Source organism: Kitasatospora sp. NPDC057940 (assembly GCF_042887425.1).
GTDB lineage: Bacteria > Actinomycetota > Actinomycetes > Streptomycetales > Streptomycetaceae > Kitasatospora.
Genome location: NZ_JBHVPH010000037.1, coordinates 1 through 15,038, shown reverse-complemented (window position 1 = coordinate 15,038; position 15,038 = coordinate 1). Strand labels below are relative to the sequence as shown.

The following is a 15,038-nucleotide window of genomic DNA, read 5'->3' as shown; positions in this document are numbered from 1 at the left end:
CCCGTCTCACCCCGACCCGGCACCCGCCCGGGCCGGGGTGAGGCGTATCCGAACAGTGCCCGGTGGCCGCCGGTTCCAGCCTCCGATCACGCGGCGGTGTGGCGGGCGATCAGTTCCAGCAGGCGGTGCACGGCCTCGTCCACTCCCGGGCGGTGCACGGCGACCACGGCGGTCTCCAGGTGGGGCGACTCTCCCCGCAGCGGGACGTAGGCGACTCCGGGAACGGGGAAGTCGCGCAGGCGTTCGGGGACGAGGCTGACGCACAGGCCGGAGGCGACGTAGCTGAACAGTCCGGTGAGGTCGTCGGCCACCGCGCGGCTGCGTGGTGTGAAGCCCGCCTCGTGGCAGGCGAGTTGAACCTGCTGGGCCAGGGTCGGCAGTGCCGTGGCGTCGGGCAGGACGAAGTCCTCGCCCCTCAGGTCGGCCAGGTCGATCCCGTCGGCCCCGACCAGCGGGTGATCGTGCGGCAGGGCCGCGGCGATGCGCTCGACGGCGAACTCCCGGCTGGCCAGGTCGGCCGACAGGGGTGACGGGTCGCGGAGGAAGCCCAGGTCCAGTTCGCCGGAGCGGACCATGTCGGCGACGGCGACCGACGAGTCCTGATGCAGGTGGATGCGCAGCCCCGGCAGTTCCTCGGCGGCCGCCCGAAGGAGACCGGGCAGGTAGTGGTGACTGAGGATGCTGACGTAGCCCACCCGGACGTCCCCGTCCAGGCCGCTCGCGACCCGCCGGACCCGGTCGATCGCGGCGGACTGGGCATCGAGCAGGCGCCGCGCGTCGACGGCGAACGCCTCGCCCGCCGCGGTCACGGACACCCCTCCGGGGCCCCGTCTGAACAGCTGCACCCCCAGGCCCCGCTCCAGGCGCTGAATCGACTGGCTGAGTGGCGGCTGGCGCATGGAGAGGCGCTCTGCGGCGCGGCCGAAGTGCTTCTCGTCGGCCACCGCCAGGAACTGTTCGAGCAGGCGCTTCGTGAGATTAATATCCTCAGCCATATGAATCACGACTCAATCATATATTGGACAGGCCTCCATCGAGAGGCGTCCAATGGTCAGCGGGCGCTCGGCCAAGGGCGTGGCGCCCTTCCCCCGACATGTCCGATGCGGGAGAGATCGGCGTGATCCCTCCGGGCGCGGAGCCGCAGACCCCGCGGTCCCGGTGACACGCCCCTCTCCCTGGAGGCCAAGATGCTCAAGCAGGATGTCGCCCGGCTGGTCACCACCCCGCTGGACTCCCCGGCCTACGCGCCCACCCGGTACCGCTTCACCAACCGCGAGTACCTCAACGTCGTCTACCGCACCGACCCGGACGCGCTGCGCCGGCTGGTCCCCGAGCCGCTCACCGTCACCGAGCCGCTGGTCCGCTTCGAGGTCATGCGGATGCCCGACACCACCGGCCTGGGCGACTACACCGAGGCCGGCCAGCTCATCGCCGTCGAACACGAGGGCGAGGCGGGCGAGTTCAACCTCGCGATGTACGTCGACAGTGTTCCGGCGATCTCCAGCGGTCGCGAGCTCAGCGCGTACCCGAAGAAGGGCGGCTCACCCGCGCTCTACGTCGACTCCGACACCCTGGTCGGCACGCTCGACTACGGCACTCTGCGCGTGGCCACCGCCACCATGGGCTACAAGCACCACCCCATGGATCCCGAGGAGGCGCGGGCGGAGATCTGCTCCCCCAACTTCATGGTCAAGACCGTCCCGAACTACGACGGCACTCCTCGCATCTGCGAGCTGGTCCGCACCCGGATCACCGACGTCACGGTCAAGAGCGCCTTCACCGGCCCCGCGCGCCTGGCGCTCTTCGCCCACGCGATCGCCCCGCTCGCCGATCTGCCCGTCCTGGAGATCGTCGGCGCCAGCCACATCATCACCGACCTGACCCTCAACCCCGTCGAGCCTGTCCACGACTACCTCGCCGACTGACGTCGGCAGCGGCCGGCCGAGTCCTCCCCCCCTCGGCCCCCCATCGGCACCCCCCGTCGGCACCCGCTCCATCGGCACCCGCGGAGGACAAGCCGTGCACCCCCTCCTCAAGAAAGCTCCGAGATCATGACTTCCGCATCCGAGCCCGCTCACGTCACGGCCACCCGCGAGGACGGCGCCGCGGCCCCGGACTCCTACCAGCGTGCCGCGATCATCGGTGGTGGCGTGATCGGCATCTCCTGGGCCGCGCTCTTCCTGGCCCACGGCCTCGACGTCGTCATCAGCGACCCGCGCCCCGACATCGAGGAGCTCGTCCTGGCGGCCCTGGACGAGATCACCCCGACGCTGGCCGAGCTCGGCCTGCCCACCGAGAACCTGACGGACGGGCTCACCTTCGAGGCCGACCTGGCCACCGCCGTCGCCGACGTCGACATCGTCCAGGAGAACGGCCCCGAGCGCCTCGAACTCAAGCAGCGGATCTGGCAGACCATCGAGCAGGCCGCCCCGGCCCGAGCGCTGCTGGCCTCCTCCACCTCCGGCATCCCGGCGACCGCCATCGCCGAGGCGATGCGGCAGCCCGAGCGCCTCATCGTCGGCCACCCGTTCAACCCGCCGCACCTGGTGCCGCTGGTGGAGATCGTGCCCGGTGAGAAGACCTCGGAGGGCACCGTCCAGCAGGCCAGGGCCTTCTACACCGCGCTCGGCAAGGAGCCCCAGGTCCTGCGCAAGGAGATCCCCGGCTTCGTCGCCAACCGCCTGCAGTCCGCTCTCTTCCGCGAGTGCGTCCACCTGGTGGCCCAGGGCGTGGTGACCGAGCAGGAACTCGACGACGTCGTCACCGCCTCGATCGGCCTGCGCTGGGCCGTCGCCGGCCCGTTCCGCACCTTCCACCTCGGCGGCGGCCCGGGCGGCCTGCCCCACTTCATCGAGCACCTCGGCCGTGCCATGGAATCCGAGATGTGGCCCGCCCTGGGCAACCCCACCTTCGACGACGCCACCGTCGCCCTGCTCGCCGGCCAGGCGCGCGAAGCCTTCGGCGAGGGGACCGTCGCCGAGCTCGCCGCCGAGCGCGACCGCGCGCAGATAGCCCTGATGCGCGCCCTCGGCGGGACGCCGGACTCCGCCGACACCCACCGCGCCTGATCCGCCCTGATCCGCCTGGATCCGGCCCGCTCCGCCCGGATCCGCCTACGCCCACCTCGACACACGTGAGAAACGAGGACGTCATGTCCCTCACCGAAAAGATCACCAAGGCCATCGCCGGCCCGGCCACCGACGACGCGTTCGACGTCCACGCCGAGACGAACGAGGTCCTCGCCGGCATCGGGCTCAAACCTCAGGACACCGGCGGCGAGATCACCTTCGAAGGTGCCGACCCGGTGGTACCCAGCACGCTGCGCCTGGGCGCCGCCTCCGGCATCGCCATGGTCGCCAAGTCCGCCGCCATCGCCGCCCTGTGGAAGGACCGCACCGGCCGCGGCCAGGACATCCACATGGACCTGCGGGTGGGCCCGCACCGCCTCTGCCCGTTCTACGAGCAGAAGTGGGAGCTCCTCAACGGCTACACCGGCGGTACCCCGTCGATCATCAACATGGCCCTGGCCAACAACTTCTACCGCACTGCTGACGGCCGTTGGATGATGCCGTTCAACATCTACCCCAACATCAAGGTCGCCGCCGAGCGGCTGCTCGGTGTGGGCGACGTCCCCGAACACGTCGAGGCCGCGATCGCGAAGTGGAACGCCCGCGAACTGGAGCAGGCCGGCGCCGAGGCCGGGTGCGTCATGCCGATGGTGCGCACGCCCGGCGAGATCCTGACGGAGCGTCAGTACGCCGATGTCCTGGCCGGCCTGCCGCTGGTGGAGATCACCCGCATCGGTGACAGCGAGCCCGAGCCGCTGCCCGCCAACCCCACCGCCCCGTTCGACGGCGTGCGAGCCCTGGGCATGGGCCACATCATCGCCGGCGCCGGAGCCGGCCGCGCCATGGCCCTGCACGGCGCGGACGTGCTGAACCTGTGGCGCCCCTACGAGCTGGAGCACGACGTCACCTACCTCACCACCGGCGTCGGTGTCCGCTCCGCCACGGTCAGCCCGTACACCCCCGAGGGCCTGGCCCTCATCCACAAGCTCCAGGCCGGGGCCGACGTCTTCTACGCCAACCGCCGCCCCGGCTTCCTGGACCGCATCGGCCTGTCCGAGGACGAGGCCGTCGCCCGGCGCCCCGGACTGATCCACGCCACGGTGTCGCTGAACGGCAGGACCGGCCCGTGGAAGGACTACCTCGGCTTCGACCAGACCGCCGGCGCCCTCACCGGACTGCTGCACCTGGAGGGCGACGGCGACAAGCCCGCCCTGCCCCCGATCACCGTCGTCAACGACTACCTCGTCTCCTGGTTCATGACGGCCGGCATCGCCGAGGCCCTGCGTCGTCGCGCCGTGGACGGCGGCAGCTACCGCGTCCACGTGTCCCTGTCCCGGGTCGCCCTGTGGATCCTGTCCATGGGCATCTTCGACAAGGGCTACGCGCAGCAGACCGCCGGCACCGGTGAGCTCCACGCCTACCCGGACCCCGAGGTCTTCACCGCCGAAACCCCGCTCGGCCACTACCAGGGCATCACCGATCAGGTGAGGATGTCGGACACCCCCGGCGCCTACCGGCAGATCCTCGTACCCCGCGGCTCCCAGCGCCCGGCATGGCTGCCCACCGCCTGACACCGCAGCCGCTCTCGTCATCTGGCTCCGCACATGATCGCCCGGACAGCTCCGCCTGGTACTCCGGTGAGAGTTCTCCGTCGGGCCCCGCTCACCAGGTCACGGGCAGTGACCGCATCCCGTAGATGAACGACTCGGTACGGAACTCGCGTTCGCCGGCCGGCCGCAGCCCCGGCAGCCGGCGGAACAGCGTCTCCAGGGCGATCTGGAGTTCGGCGCGGGCCAGCGGCTGGCCCAGGCACTGGTGCACGCCGAAGCCGAACGCCAGGTGCCGCCGGGCGTCCCGGTACAGGTCCAGCTCGTCGGTCGCCCGATGGTCGGCGCCGCCGAACACCGCCTCGTCCCGGTTGGCGGTGGAGAGCATCGCCATCACGCCCTCCCCGGCCCGGACGGTGACGCCGCCCAGTTCCACGTCCTCCAGCGCCACCCGGGGCAGGCCGGTGTGCACGATGGTCAGCAGCCGCAACAGCTCCTCCACCGCGCCCGGCAGGGTGGCCGGGTCGGCCAGGCCGGGGATCTGCTCGGGGTGCTCCAGCAGCAGCGCGGTCGACAGCGCGATCATGTTCGCGGTCGTCTCGTGCCCGGCGACCAGCAGCAGCACGCTCATGGCGGCCGCGTCGTCCGGGGTCAGGTCGTCCCGCGCCGCGAGTCGGCTGAGGACGTCGTCCTGCGGCTGTTCGCGCTTGCGGGCCGTCAGGTCGCGCAGGTAGTGCAGGATTTCCTCCTGGGCCTCCCGGAGCTGCTCCACGGTGCTCTCCTGGCTGAGCATCGTGCGGCTCAGGCTCTGGAAGCGGTCGTGGTCCTCGTACGGCACGCCGAGCAGCAGGCAGATCACCAGCGAGGGCACCGGCAGCGCGAAGTCGGTGACCAGGTCGGCCGTGGTCCGGCCCTCGGTCATCCGGTCCAGTGCCTCGTCCACGATCCGCTGGATCTCCGGGCGCAGCGCCTCCACCCGCTTGACCAGGAATTCCCCGGTGAGCATGCGGCGCTGGCGGGCGTGCTCGGGGTCGTCGAGCCGCAGGAAGTCCGGATTGTCGGTGATCAGCTCGCGAGCGCCGGCGATCAGCAGCGGGAAGGTCGGGTGGCGTATGTCGGCACTGAACCGGCGGTCGGACAGCACGGTGCGGACCTCGGCGAGGCCGGTGACCAGCCAGCAGAGGTCGCCGTCGGGCAGCTTGGCCCTGGTCACCGGCCCGGTGGCGGCGGCCTCGGAGTACGCGGGCGGCGGGCCGAACGGGCAGCCGCCGGAGTGTTGGGCCGGCAGTGGGAGGACGGGGGTGGTGGGTGCGGTGGTCAAGGCGGGGGTCTCCTCACGTCGCGGGTGTTCTCGTGGGGTTCGGGGCCCGGGAAGGTTCCCGGCTGCCTGCGGGGCCGGCGGCGGGGGTCCGTCAGGCCCCGGTCCGCGCGGGCTCGTCCCCGGTGACGGTGATCGCCCGGCCCGGGCAGAGCTCGGCGGCGAGTCTGACGTCGTCGAACTGCTCGGGCAGCAGGACGGTCTGACGGAGCTTCACAAGACTGTCCCGGTCGTCCTGGTCGAAGACCGCGGGGGCGTTCATCACGCACATGCCGGAGCTGCAGCAACGGTCCCGGTCGACGCTCACCTGCATGTCGGGCACCTTTCGCCAGGGCGGCGCCGGCTGCCCGGCGGCCGCCTCTCGTTGTCACGGTCAACCTAGCCGTCGCTGGTCCGTTTACGGAGGGGTACGGTGGCCGGGCCGAGAATGGCTGATTCGGCCCCTGTGTGTGAACCCCCTTTGCGGCGCGGTGCGTTGAAACCCGCGGTGCTTCGCCGGACGGGTCGGCGGACCCGGCCGCGCGGACGGCCTCACAAGCCTTCGGCGGTGGCCAACTCCCGTACGCAGGGCGCCGTGTCGGCCTCGGCGGCGCTCTTGTCCGGCCGCTAGCGCACCACCCGGGCGAACCGCAGGGCCGGGCCTGCGGGGTGGCGGGGCTGCGCCGGAGGCCGTCGAAGGCGACCTCGACGATCAGTTCCGGCCGGACCAGCACCGTCCGGGTGTCCCGCCCGGTCTCCCGGGCGAGCAACTCGGCGGCCTGCCAGACGAACGTCCGGTCGGTCAGCCCCTTGAAAGTCTTGCCGAGCAGCCGTTCCCGGCACAAGCGAACCGATGAACACCGCGCGCAGGGCAGGCACTCGGCTATCGAACTCCCATCCCGGGCTGTCGATCGAGGTCCATCCCGCCCGGAGCGGGGTACTACCCCTGCCGCGCGGCGGGTACGCGCTGCGCCCCCGGGTGCGGCGGGGACAGCACCGCCCCTACCAGCCGAACAGAGAAAGGACGCTGACCATGGGGGACGCGAACAAGGGTGGACCGAACGACGGCAAGGGCGGCGGGCACGCCAAGCCCGGCTCGCCGGCCATCGGCCCGAACCCCTCGAAGGACGGCCGGCAGCCGACCCCGGCACCGAAGCACAAGAAGAGTTGACCCCCGAACAGCAGCGGGCCGCATTGGTGGCGGCGCTCACCGACGCCGGTTCCCTGCCCACCGAATGGGCTCCGGCCGTGGCGGCCGTGCCCCGACACGCGTTCCTCCCCGACACCATCTGGGCGGACGAGGACGGCGGCGACACCGAGTGCAGCCGGACCAAGGAACCCGAGCGGTGGATGCGGCTCGCCTACAGCGACCTGCCGATCGTCACGCAGTGGGACGACGGTGTCGAGGACGGCGGCCGGCGCACTCCCACGTCGTCGGCATCCATGCCCACCATGGTGGCCGAGATGCTGTCCGACCTGGACGCGGTCCCCGGGCACCGGGTGCTCGAAATCGGGACGGGCACCGGCTACAACGCGGCCTTGTTGGCGCATCGCCTGGGCGCCGAAACGGTGTCCACCATCGAGGTGGACGCGCAGGTCACCGCGCAGGCCCGCACCGCACTTCGCAGGACCGGCTACACCCCCGAAGTCGCGTGCGGGGACGGCTCGCTCGGGTGGGGCGTACGCGCCCCGTATGACCGGATCATCTCCACCGTGTCACTGCGGGACATCCCGCCCGCCTGGGTCGCTCAGACCCGGCCGGGCGGGGTGATCGTCAGCCCCGTCTCACCGCTGCTGGGCGGTGGGGCGATCGTGCGGCTCACGGTGGGCGACGACGGGACGGCGAGCGGTCCGTTCACCCGGTCGGCGGCGTTCATGATGCTGCGCCAGCAGCGCTACCAGGGCACTCCGGTGGACGACTACCTGCCCGGTGAATGGCCGGGCGACTCCGCGCAGTCCTGGACGAGCCTCGACCCCGAGGCCATCGGGGGCGACTGGCTCGCGCAATTCGCCTGCGCCCTCGCCCTGCCGGACGTGTACTACCGGCGCAACGAGTTCGGTGACGGCGGCTGGACGTGGTGGCTGTTCGACACGGCCGTCACGTCCTGGGCCACGGTCGACTCCGTGCCCGGGGAACCCCGGTTCGAGGTCCGCCAGTCCGGGCCCCGGCAACTCTGGGACGAGACGGAGGCCGCGTACGCCCGGTGGACGGCCGCCGGACGCCCAGGCTACGAGCGGTACGGGCTCACGGTGACACCTGCCGGACAGACGGCTTGGTTGGACAGGCCCGGCAATCCCCTCCTGCGACACCGCGAGTAGAGCGACAGCCGCGCTCCTGCTTGCGCTCCTGCTTGCGCTCCTGCTTGCGCTCCTGCTCGCGCTCCTGCTCGCGCTCCTGCTCGCGCGGAGCGGGGATCGGCTCCAGGTCGGGTCAGCAGTTCGGAACGGGGTCGGTCTCGCTGGTGATGGCGGTGTCCTTCATGAAGCCGAGCTGGCCGTTGTCGGCGACGGTCATCAGCCAGCGGGTCGGGTGCGGCCCGCCGACCCAGGCCTGGTTGTCCTCCTTGCAGTAGAACCAGCTGGGGTTGGAGTTCATGTACCCGACGACGGTGTCCGGGTCCGGGTAGACGTGGTTGTTGCCGACCACGCCGTACACGGGGGAGCCGGGCACGTTGTGGCAGTACCACCGGTTGCTCTCCCCGGGCCAGCAGTTGTCGGTCGCCGAGGCGGACGGCGCGGCCACGACGCCCAGGCTGACGGCGAGGGCGGTGGCGGCAGCGGCGGCGGTGATCCTGGCGGCATGCACGGTGCTGAACATGTCTCACTCCTGGAGTTGTGCCTGCGAGTCGACCCGGACCGCAGCATGCCCAGCAGTCCAGGCATGTCACACATCCGACATGATTGATGACGCAAAGTAGCCAACTCTCGGGGGTTCGTGGCCGAACGTCTTCGATCGCACGCACGGACGCCGGGGCGCGTGTTCGCCCCTGCCGCACCACCTGCCGACGAAGGACTGCCCGGCGGGGGCGGCCGCCGGGTAACCGATTAGGCGATCGCCGCCTGGTGCCGTACGGTCGGTACTACCGACGCGGGGTGGAGCAGCTCGGTAGCTCGCTGGGCTCATAACCCAGAGGTCGCAGGTTCAAATCCTGTCCCCGCTACCACGAACGCCGAAGGCGCGGACGCGCACGGCGGTTTCTAGCGGTCGTTGCAACACGTGGTCGGTTGTCTAGGCCGCGAGGAGTTTAGCCAGACGCTCGGCTGGGGTTTCCCAGCCGAGCGTTTTGCGTGGGCGGCGGTTGAGCTGGTCGGCGACGGCGGCCAGGTGCTCGGGGGTGTGGACCGAGAGGTCGGTGCCCTTGGGGAAGTACTGCCGCAGCAGGCCGTTGGTGTTCTTGATTTCGTCGGGTCATTTGGGGGCCACTGCTCCGGGGTGAGTGGGGGCCAGGCGTGGGCTGTCCGTGTCGGTGGCGTACTCGATCGTGCCGGGTGTTCTTCCGTGAGTTCGAATATGCGGGCCGTCGCTGTCTCGGGTTCCGTTGCCGAATTGGCCGGTGGCCGACAACGAAACCTGAGACAGCCCGGCCACCGTCTGCTACGTGGCTTCGTTCACTTCAGGCGCCAGACCGTGACGGTGAAGGCCTTCGGGGTGGGCACCGCCCGGAGCGCGCACGAAGCCCCGCACCTACGAGATGACCTCGGTAACGGTTCCATTCGCCACGATTCCCGGGCCGTGCTGGAACGAGAAGCACAGGCCTTCCACCAGGACGATCTCGTGGTCCAGAGTGGCGGTCAGATCAGTAGTCTCACCGGGCATTGCCCTTTCAATCCCATCCGCCAGCTTGATGGATCCGTCGATGATCCTTTTGCGGATGACGAACTTGGGCCGATAGCCGGAGGTGATGGAGATGTTCCTGCCGCCTTCGTCTGCGCTCAGCACGTAGACGCTGGCCTTGAAGGTGGTGCGTGCGGTGTAGCTGCCCGGCTTGGCCAGGACCTGACCCACTTCGATGTCCTTGGCGGCGTCACGCAGCAGCACGGCCACGGCCTTCCCGTCCTGTTCTCCCCTTGCCGTACGGTCCACCTCGACCCCTGCGCATTTGGCAGCCAGGGACTTGCCGGCGCCGACGATCTCGACGTCGTCCCCCGCCTTGACGCTGCCGCGTTCGATGCGGCCCAGCAGAACGGTCCCGACCCCCGGGGAAGACTGAACGTCCACGATGGACATCAGGAACGGTTCGTCGACTGCCGCCCCGGCTGTCTCTTCTGACATAGGTGGCTCCTCCTCGTGTGAGCGGTCTGTGCAGACTGCCGACGGAATGGGCGGCAGCACCGGGCCGCAGGAGCTGCGGAGCGAATGCTCACCGCCTCGCGCATACTGGCGGTCCGTCAGGGTTTTCAGATCCTGCCTCCAACAGTATTGCCTTGCGGTGGACCAGACCGGCCGAAACGACGACCGGCGTCCGTGCACGGACACGATCAGCGGCAACTGAATCCGAAGCACTCGGCGGCAAACCCGTCCGAGCGACAGCGGGATGTGAGACCAATCAGCTTGCCTGGTCTCACATCCCGTTGCATCAACCCAGTTCAGGCGCCATTCCACCGACAATGATCACTTGAGGCAGGACAGCGAAGCTGAGACCAGGCGACCGTGATCGTTCTTGTCCCCTCCCGCTCGATCTGATGCCTCTCTTGGATGATCTGGTCCGATTAGCCTGCCGTTTCAGATGATCTGGCCGGGCCAGTGGGTGACTGTTCAGACGAATCTCGCTTCTGAACTTGCCGAGTCTCGAAGGTTTTTCCCTCCTCCGAGCGGTTTACGGGCGCTCAGCTTGGTAGCGGGCTGCCGGTTGTGGCTTGCTCGAACCAGTTCGAGCCGGCGCTCCCGCGCGGCCGACTTCCCCGATGAGAGGATGGAAACAGTCCATGACCCTTCGTGTGTTGTGCAGGACATCGCTGGTCTCACTGGCCACCCTGGCTTCGATCGCTGGCGGTGCCTTGGCCGCAACGGCTGTCCCGGTGCCTGCGGGCGTGGCATCGCCGGCAGTACGGACTGTCCAGCAGGAGCGCTACCCGATCGGGTTCTCTGTGTGGCGTGGGCGTGACTCCGCGTCGTTCCGGGGGGAGCTCACGTGGACGGGTGACGGCTCCTACGCGATCAGCGGGCTCCTGGACGTGTCCTGCGAGGACACCTCACGGACGACGGCGTGGCTCCAGTACGGGGGAGCGAGCCAGTCCTGGAAGGACACCGCAGAAGTCGAGTGCAGGGGCGAGGGCGTGTCCGATACCAAGGAGATCAACATCGCGGGCAAGCTCACCAAGCGCGAGAACCTGCAGATCCGCCTGGGCACCTGGCAGTCCAGCTTCCCCGCAGGCACCTGGGAGTACAGCGGCAAATACGAACGCGACATCTTCTCCTGACAGCACGCCTGCAGCTCCCCCCGTGACTCAGGCCCCGTTCCTCCGTGGACGGGGCCCGGGCCAACAACCCCTCCGCCCGGCGCAACCGGCGAATCTCGGCCCAGTCCTCCACACGGATCGCCCTCTCTTCCTCCTGCCCCCATCGAGCCGGCGACCTATCCCGAAGCCGTTGTCCTCACTGGATTGTTGGTCTCACCGTACGGGCGAGATCATCCCCAGTTGCCCGCAGAAGCGGCACGGCGTCTTGGCATCTCTCCCCGGGCAGCCGATCACACTGGTGACACCCCTGCCGGTGAGCAGGTAGCTTGCGGCAGGACAGAGAGAAGAGTTCGCATGGACTCCCGGATCGCCCGCATCCGACGCAAGCTCGCCGAGGTGCCCTATGCCGCACCGCGAAGCTACTCCTTCGGCGAAGAGAAGCACGGGTTCCGCCTCGAACCCCCGTTGCCGGACGCGAAGGTCGCCGAGTTCGAGGCCGACCACCACGTCGAACTGCCTGACCCCTACCGCAGCTTCCTGACCACACTGGGCGGGAGCGGAGCCTCACCGTTCTACGGCCTGCTGCCGTTGCAGTCGTGTCGGCTGTTCACGATGGACCCCCGAGGCGAGCCCGGCCGCCCTCGGGGGTTCACGTTCGCCGGCGGCCCGTCTCACCGAGGTGACCTTTTCCTGCACATCATCGAGGCAGGGTGCACCGACCTGGTGCTTCTCGGCATCACCGGCCCCCTGGTCGGCCGCGTCGTCACCGGAAACGCCGACGGCTTCTGGGGCCCCAACGTCTCCTCGGCCACCGACTTCCTGGCCTGGTACGAACGCTGGCTCGACCACATGCTCGACGGCCGCGACAACCGCGACCTGGAACTGACCTCACCCGCCCTGCGAGCTCCGGTCGACCGCCTCCTGAGACAGCACCGGAACCGCGCCGGAAGGGGCCATGCCGCGTAGAGCGCCGGCATCACTTCGATCGCGCCAACGATCATGGAGTAGTCCATGGGTGCGCTACCGCGATGTCCCGCGCGTGTCAGGACCCGCAAGCGCTGCCATCCGCTGCTTGGAGCGCGATCGACTGATTCCCGGCGTCGTCGCCACGGCCGTGAGCGTGTGGTCCGCCCGAGTCCACGGGACCAAGCGACGTTGGCAGCCATGGGAGGCCGAATTCACCTGCCTCTGCTGCGGCGAAGGCTGGGCCCGCGACAAGCTCGAAGAGGTTATCTTCATGCTGCCGCCCCGAGCCGCAGGCGAACTACGAGCACGGGTCGACGATCTGGACGCGGTGTTGCTGCGGCGGACCCATCACGAACCGAGGACAACTTCCGAACTGGCTGTCCTGTCCGATCTGAGTTGGTAGCTGTCACGGCTCTGACCTGCGGGGCTGCCAGATGATTCGGGAACGGGATCGGGCATCGCCCTCAAACGTCCCACCGACGATGCTGCGGCGCGAGCGATCGAGCAGTGAGCTTCTGCCCCAGTGGTCAGCGGCACCCGCGAGCCGAGGTGTCGCCCTTCCTGGCCCGTGCGGTCGGGGTAGACGATCCGCTCGACCTGTGCGACATCCGGAAGGACGGCGGGCGGACGTGCCGTTCGTGCCTGACGAATCCCCGAATACCTGCAAGGCGCCGGCCGATCAAGCCCACTTGCCTTAGCGCCCTGTAAGGGGGGACCCCGGCCGCGGCGGCCGGGGTCCGCTGGTGTTCTGGAACTGCTGTCGGAAATCGGTTCGCCTCGGGCCGTGCCCGCCGGGGTGGGTGCGGCGGCGCCTACAGCCAGGTGACGTCGTCGCCGTCGACGATCAGGTTGTCCCAGGCGGGGATGCGGTAGAACTTCTTGTTCTCGCCGCCGCCGAGGACGGCCTTGCGCCAGACGCCGATGCCGTCGGTGAGGGTGTAGCTGCCCTCGTAGACCTTGTCGTAGGCGGGTACGAAGGTGCCCTGCTCGCAGGTGATCTCGGTGGACCACATGCCGTGTCCGTCGGAGTTCTCGTTGTACCGACGCGGCATGGCATCGCGCCGGTACTGGCCGACGTACTCGGGCTGGGGTTGGGGGTCGGCTTCGCTGGCTGCGGCGGTCACCACGGCCAGCGGTGCGCCGGCCAGGCGGGCGGGAGTGGATGCCTCCTCGGCGTCGGGGGCGATCACGGTGCAGGTGTGGTCGGAGTAGGCCACGCACACGGTGCCGTCGGGGGCGACGGTGATGGCCGGGGCCCCGTCCGGGGCGCTGGGGAAGGTGCCGGCCTCGGTGAGGTCGGCGGCGTTGAGGATGCTGCCTGCACGGTCGGCGTGGACGGCGTAGAGGAGGGTGCCGTCCGGTGACAGTGCGAGGGCGGTCGGGGCGGGGCCCTGGGCGCGGGCGGTGACGGTCATGGTGGCGGTGTCGATGGCGACCAGCGGGTCGGCCTGATGGGGCACGAACGCGTACAGGGTGGCGCCGTCGGCACTGAGGAGCACCCGGACGGCGCGGTACTTCTCGGCGGGGGCGGCGATGTCGACCGCCTGCCCCGGACCAGGATCGGTCTCCACCGCGTTGTCGTCCTGCGCGTTGGTCCCTTCCTCGGCCCGCTCGGGGACGTCCATGGCCAGCACGCAGGGCGTCTCCTTCCGGTTCGAGTTCTGACCGTGCCTGCCCAGGTAGAGGCGTTTGCCGTCCGGGGACAGCGCGATGGTCTCCCATGAGCTGAAGACGGGCTCCTGGGGGACGGGGTGGTCCCCCTCCTCCTTCCCCGAGGCCGCGTCCAGCTCGAACACGACCAAGCCCTGGGCCAGGAACAGACGGCTGCCGTCGGCATTCACCGCTGCGTCTGTTGCCGAGGGACTCTCCTGGTCGGAGTAGAGGGTGTCCGCCTCCAGGGTCCGGGTGTCGACCGTGCTGACGTTGTAGCCCCCTTCGGACAGGGTGTACAGCTTCGTGGCGGCGCCGCCGGGCTGGGCGGCCAGGCCGCGGTTACCCATCAGGGCCTGGGTCGTCCTGATCCGGCCGGTGGCCGCATCCAGCACCGCGATGCCGCCCGGCTCCGGCCCCGTCTGCCGGTAGGCGATGTAGAAGTGAGACACACCCGACTGCGTCACGCGACGTTCCTCCCGAACGGCGAGCGGCCCCGGCCGCCCCATGCGCCCGTGCGCTGCCACCCGCCGCCACGCAGAGTAGCCACTCCGCCACTCGTCCGGGAAGATCACCAACCCACCTATGCCTGGCATCCGGCCTCATTCGACCGGAAACCGACTCCCCCACCACACCAGTCACGTCCCGGAGGCCATCGGCCGCGGGGAAGCAGCTGTCGTTTGTTGCGCCGCTTGGTGATGTCCTGGAAGTACGGGCAGCGGGTGCGTCGGAGCAGGTTGCCGGCGGTGGTGGCGAGGTTGCGCAGCTGCCGGGACGCTCCCGACAGCAGGGCCTGGGACAGCGCGGGATAGTGCAGCCGGACCACCGTCTCGTCCAGCGGCGACGGCGCCTGCGCGTCGAGGTCCGTCATGGCGCTCGGCCGGCCCTTCGCCGCCTCCGCGAGCATCCCGACCGCCGAGCAGAGCTGCCGAGGGGCCCGGAACCACCGGTTCGGCCCCGTGCGGCGGCCGCGCGGTCCTTACTTGTCTTGGGCGCCGACCAGGGGTAGTGTTCCCTAGTCGCTCGGCAGGGAGCACCGGACACGCATCGGCGCGGACGGTCCCGGGGCGGCCAATCCTTTTGAAACACCATTTCCTGGTTCGGGCTGGG

General features: G+C 69.8%; 14 protein-coding genes, 1 tRNA gene and 2 pseudogenes. 9 read left to right on the top strand and 8 right to left on the bottom strand.

The window, feature by feature from the left end; all coding sequences use genetic code 11:
- Nucleotides 1–86 precede the first annotated feature (86 nt).
- Nucleotides 87–995, bottom strand: coding sequence for a LysR substrate-binding domain-containing protein (locus ACFVTF_RS34690; protein WP_387818027.1), 909 nt, complete (start codon nucleotides 993–995; stop codon nucleotides 87–89).
- Between the two features lie 192 nt (nucleotides 996–1,187).
- Between ACFVTF_RS34690 and ACFVTF_RS34685 the strand changes: the two genes are divergently transcribed.
- The 3 genes from ACFVTF_RS34685 (at nucleotide 1,188) to ACFVTF_RS34675 (ending at nucleotide 4,639) form a co-directional block, all read left to right on the top strand.
- Nucleotides 1,188–1,925, top strand: a complete 738-nt coding sequence (locus tag ACFVTF_RS34685) for an acetoacetate decarboxylase (protein ID WP_387817998.1) — start codon at nucleotides 1,188–1,190, stop codon at nucleotides 1,923–1,925.
- A 126-nt stretch (nucleotides 1,926–2,051) separates the two neighbouring features.
- Nucleotides 2,052–3,068 (top strand): 3-hydroxyacyl-CoA dehydrogenase NAD-binding domain-containing protein, encoded by a 1,017-nt coding sequence (locus ACFVTF_RS34680; RefSeq protein ID WP_387817997.1) that lies wholly within the window; start codon nucleotides 2,052–2,054, stop codon nucleotides 3,066–3,068.
- An 83-nt stretch (nucleotides 3,069–3,151) separates the two neighbouring features.
- Nucleotides 3,152–4,639 carry a CoA transferase gene (locus ACFVTF_RS34675; RefSeq protein ID WP_387817996.1) on the top strand — a complete coding sequence of 496 codons (1,488 nt, stop codon included), beginning with the start codon at nucleotides 3,152–3,154 and terminating at the stop codon, nucleotides 4,637–4,639.
- A gap of 91 nt (nucleotides 4,640–4,730) precedes the next feature.
- On the opposite strand, the gene ACFVTF_RS34670 is transcribed toward ACFVTF_RS34675, so the two are convergent.
- On the bottom strand, nucleotides 4,731–5,936 hold the full coding sequence (locus ACFVTF_RS34670; protein WP_387817995.1) for a cytochrome P450: 1,206 nt from the start codon (nucleotides 5,934–5,936) through the stop codon (nucleotides 4,731–4,733).
- A 91-nt stretch (nucleotides 5,937–6,027) separates the two neighbouring features.
- Nucleotides 6,028–6,246, bottom strand: coding sequence for a ferredoxin (locus tag ACFVTF_RS34665; protein ID WP_387817994.1), 219 nt, complete (start codon nucleotides 6,244–6,246; stop codon nucleotides 6,028–6,030).
- Between the two features lie 699 nt (nucleotides 6,247–6,945).
- Between ACFVTF_RS34665 and ACFVTF_RS34660 the strand changes: the two genes are divergently transcribed.
- A complete protein-coding gene (locus ACFVTF_RS34660) occupies nucleotides 6,946–7,083 on the top strand; it encodes a hypothetical protein (protein ID WP_331744608.1) in 138 nt (45 codons plus the stop codon).
- Nucleotides 7,080–8,231, top strand: coding sequence for a methyltransferase domain-containing protein (locus ACFVTF_RS34655; protein WP_387817993.1), 1,152 nt, complete (start codon nucleotides 7,080–7,082; stop codon nucleotides 8,229–8,231). The genes ACFVTF_RS34660 and ACFVTF_RS34655 overlap by 4 nt, the downstream gene beginning before the upstream one ends.
- Before the next feature lie 112 nt (nucleotides 8,232–8,343).
- Here the strand turns inward: ACFVTF_RS34655 and ACFVTF_RS34650 are convergent, their stop codons facing one another.
- The gene (locus tag ACFVTF_RS34650) at nucleotides 8,344–8,730 is read right to left on the bottom strand and encodes a hypothetical protein (protein ID WP_387817992.1); all 387 of its coding nucleotides are present in this window, start codon (nucleotides 8,728–8,730) and stop codon (nucleotides 8,344–8,346) included.
- A 269-nt stretch (nucleotides 8,731–8,999) separates the two neighbouring features.
- Between ACFVTF_RS34650 and ACFVTF_RS34645 the strand changes: the two genes are divergently transcribed.
- Nucleotides 9,000–9,076: transfer RNA gene (locus ACFVTF_RS34645), tRNA-Met, on the top strand.
- 65 nt (nucleotides 9,077–9,141) lie between these two features.
- Here ACFVTF_RS34645 and ACFVTF_RS34640 read toward each other — a convergent pair.
- Both ACFVTF_RS34640 and ACFVTF_RS34635 read right to left on the bottom strand, forming a co-directional pair.
- Nucleotides 9,142–9,309, bottom strand: a pseudogene (locus ACFVTF_RS34640) (transposase); the annotation flags it as partial.
- A 288-nt stretch (nucleotides 9,310–9,597) separates the two neighbouring features.
- A complete protein-coding gene (locus ACFVTF_RS34635; protein WP_387817991.1) occupies nucleotides 9,598–10,185 on the bottom strand; it encodes an EF-Tu/IF-2/RF-3 family GTPase in 588 nt (195 codons plus the stop codon).
- Nucleotides 10,186–11,189: 1,004 nt separating this feature from the next.
- Here ACFVTF_RS34635 and ACFVTF_RS34630 point away from each other — a divergent pair.
- From ACFVTF_RS34630 to ACFVTF_RS34620, 3 genes are all read left to right on the top strand, one after another.
- Nucleotides 11,190–11,333 (top strand): hypothetical protein, encoded by a 144-nt coding sequence (locus ACFVTF_RS34630; RefSeq protein ID WP_387817990.1) that lies wholly within the window; start codon nucleotides 11,190–11,192, stop codon nucleotides 11,331–11,333.
- A 333-nt stretch (nucleotides 11,334–11,666) separates the two neighbouring features.
- Complete coding sequence (locus ACFVTF_RS34625; RefSeq protein WP_387817989.1) at nucleotides 11,667–12,278, top strand: SMI1/KNR4 family protein; 612 nt, start codon at nucleotides 11,667–11,669, stop codon at nucleotides 12,276–12,278.
- A 106-nt stretch (nucleotides 12,279–12,384) separates the two neighbouring features.
- Entirely contained in the window at nucleotides 12,385–12,681 is a 297-nt protein-coding gene (locus ACFVTF_RS34620; RefSeq protein ID WP_387817988.1) for a hypothetical protein, read from the top strand.
- A gap of 409 nt (nucleotides 12,682–13,090) precedes the next feature.
- Here the strand turns inward: ACFVTF_RS34620 and ACFVTF_RS34615 are convergent, their stop codons facing one another.
- Both ACFVTF_RS34615 and ACFVTF_RS34610 read right to left on the bottom strand, forming a co-directional pair.
- A complete protein-coding gene (locus ACFVTF_RS34615) occupies nucleotides 13,091–14,524 on the bottom strand; it encodes a PQQ-binding-like beta-propeller repeat protein (protein ID WP_387817987.1) in 1,434 nt (477 codons plus the stop codon).
- Between the two features lie 77 nt (nucleotides 14,525–14,601).
- Nucleotides 14,602–14,751 (bottom strand): annotated as a pseudogene (locus ACFVTF_RS34610) (FAD binding domain-containing protein); the annotation flags it as partial.
- Between the last annotated feature and the right edge of the window lie 287 nt (nucleotides 14,752–15,038).

Coding starts and splice junctions, on each gene's coding strand:
- ACFVTF_RS34665 (WP_387817994.1), bottom strand. CDS start 6,246: ATGCAGGTGAGCGTCGACCGGGACCGTTGCTGCAGCTCCGGCATGTGC.
- ACFVTF_RS34685 (WP_387817998.1), top strand. CDS start 1,188: ATGCTCAAGCAGGATGTCGCCCGGCTGGTCACCACCCCGCTGGACTCC.
- ACFVTF_RS34675 (WP_387817996.1), top strand. CDS start 3,152: ATGTCCCTCACCGAAAAGATCACCAAGGCCATCGCCGGCCCGGCCACC.
- ACFVTF_RS34680 (WP_387817997.1), top strand. CDS start 2,052: ATGACTTCCGCATCCGAGCCCGCTCACGTCACGGCCACCCGCGAGGAC.
- ACFVTF_RS34625 (WP_387817989.1), top strand. CDS start 11,667: ATGGACTCCCGGATCGCCCGCATCCGACGCAAGCTCGCCGAGGTGCCC.
- ACFVTF_RS34690 (WP_387818027.1), bottom strand. CDS start 995: ATGGCTGAGGATATTAATCTCACGAAGCGCCTGCTCGAACAGTTCCTG.
- ACFVTF_RS34615 (WP_387817987.1), bottom strand. CDS start 14,524: ATGCCAGGCATAGGTGGGTTGGTGATCTTCCCGGACGAGTGGCGGAGT.
- ACFVTF_RS34660 (WP_331744608.1), top strand. CDS start 6,946: ATGGGGGACGCGAACAAGGGTGGACCGAACGACGGCAAGGGCGGCGGG.
- ACFVTF_RS34635 (WP_387817991.1), bottom strand. CDS start 10,185: ATGTCAGAAGAGACAGCCGGGGCGGCAGTCGACGAACCGTTCCTGATG.
- ACFVTF_RS34650 (WP_387817992.1), bottom strand. CDS start 8,730: ATGTTCAGCACCGTGCATGCCGCCAGGATCACCGCCGCCGCTGCCGCC.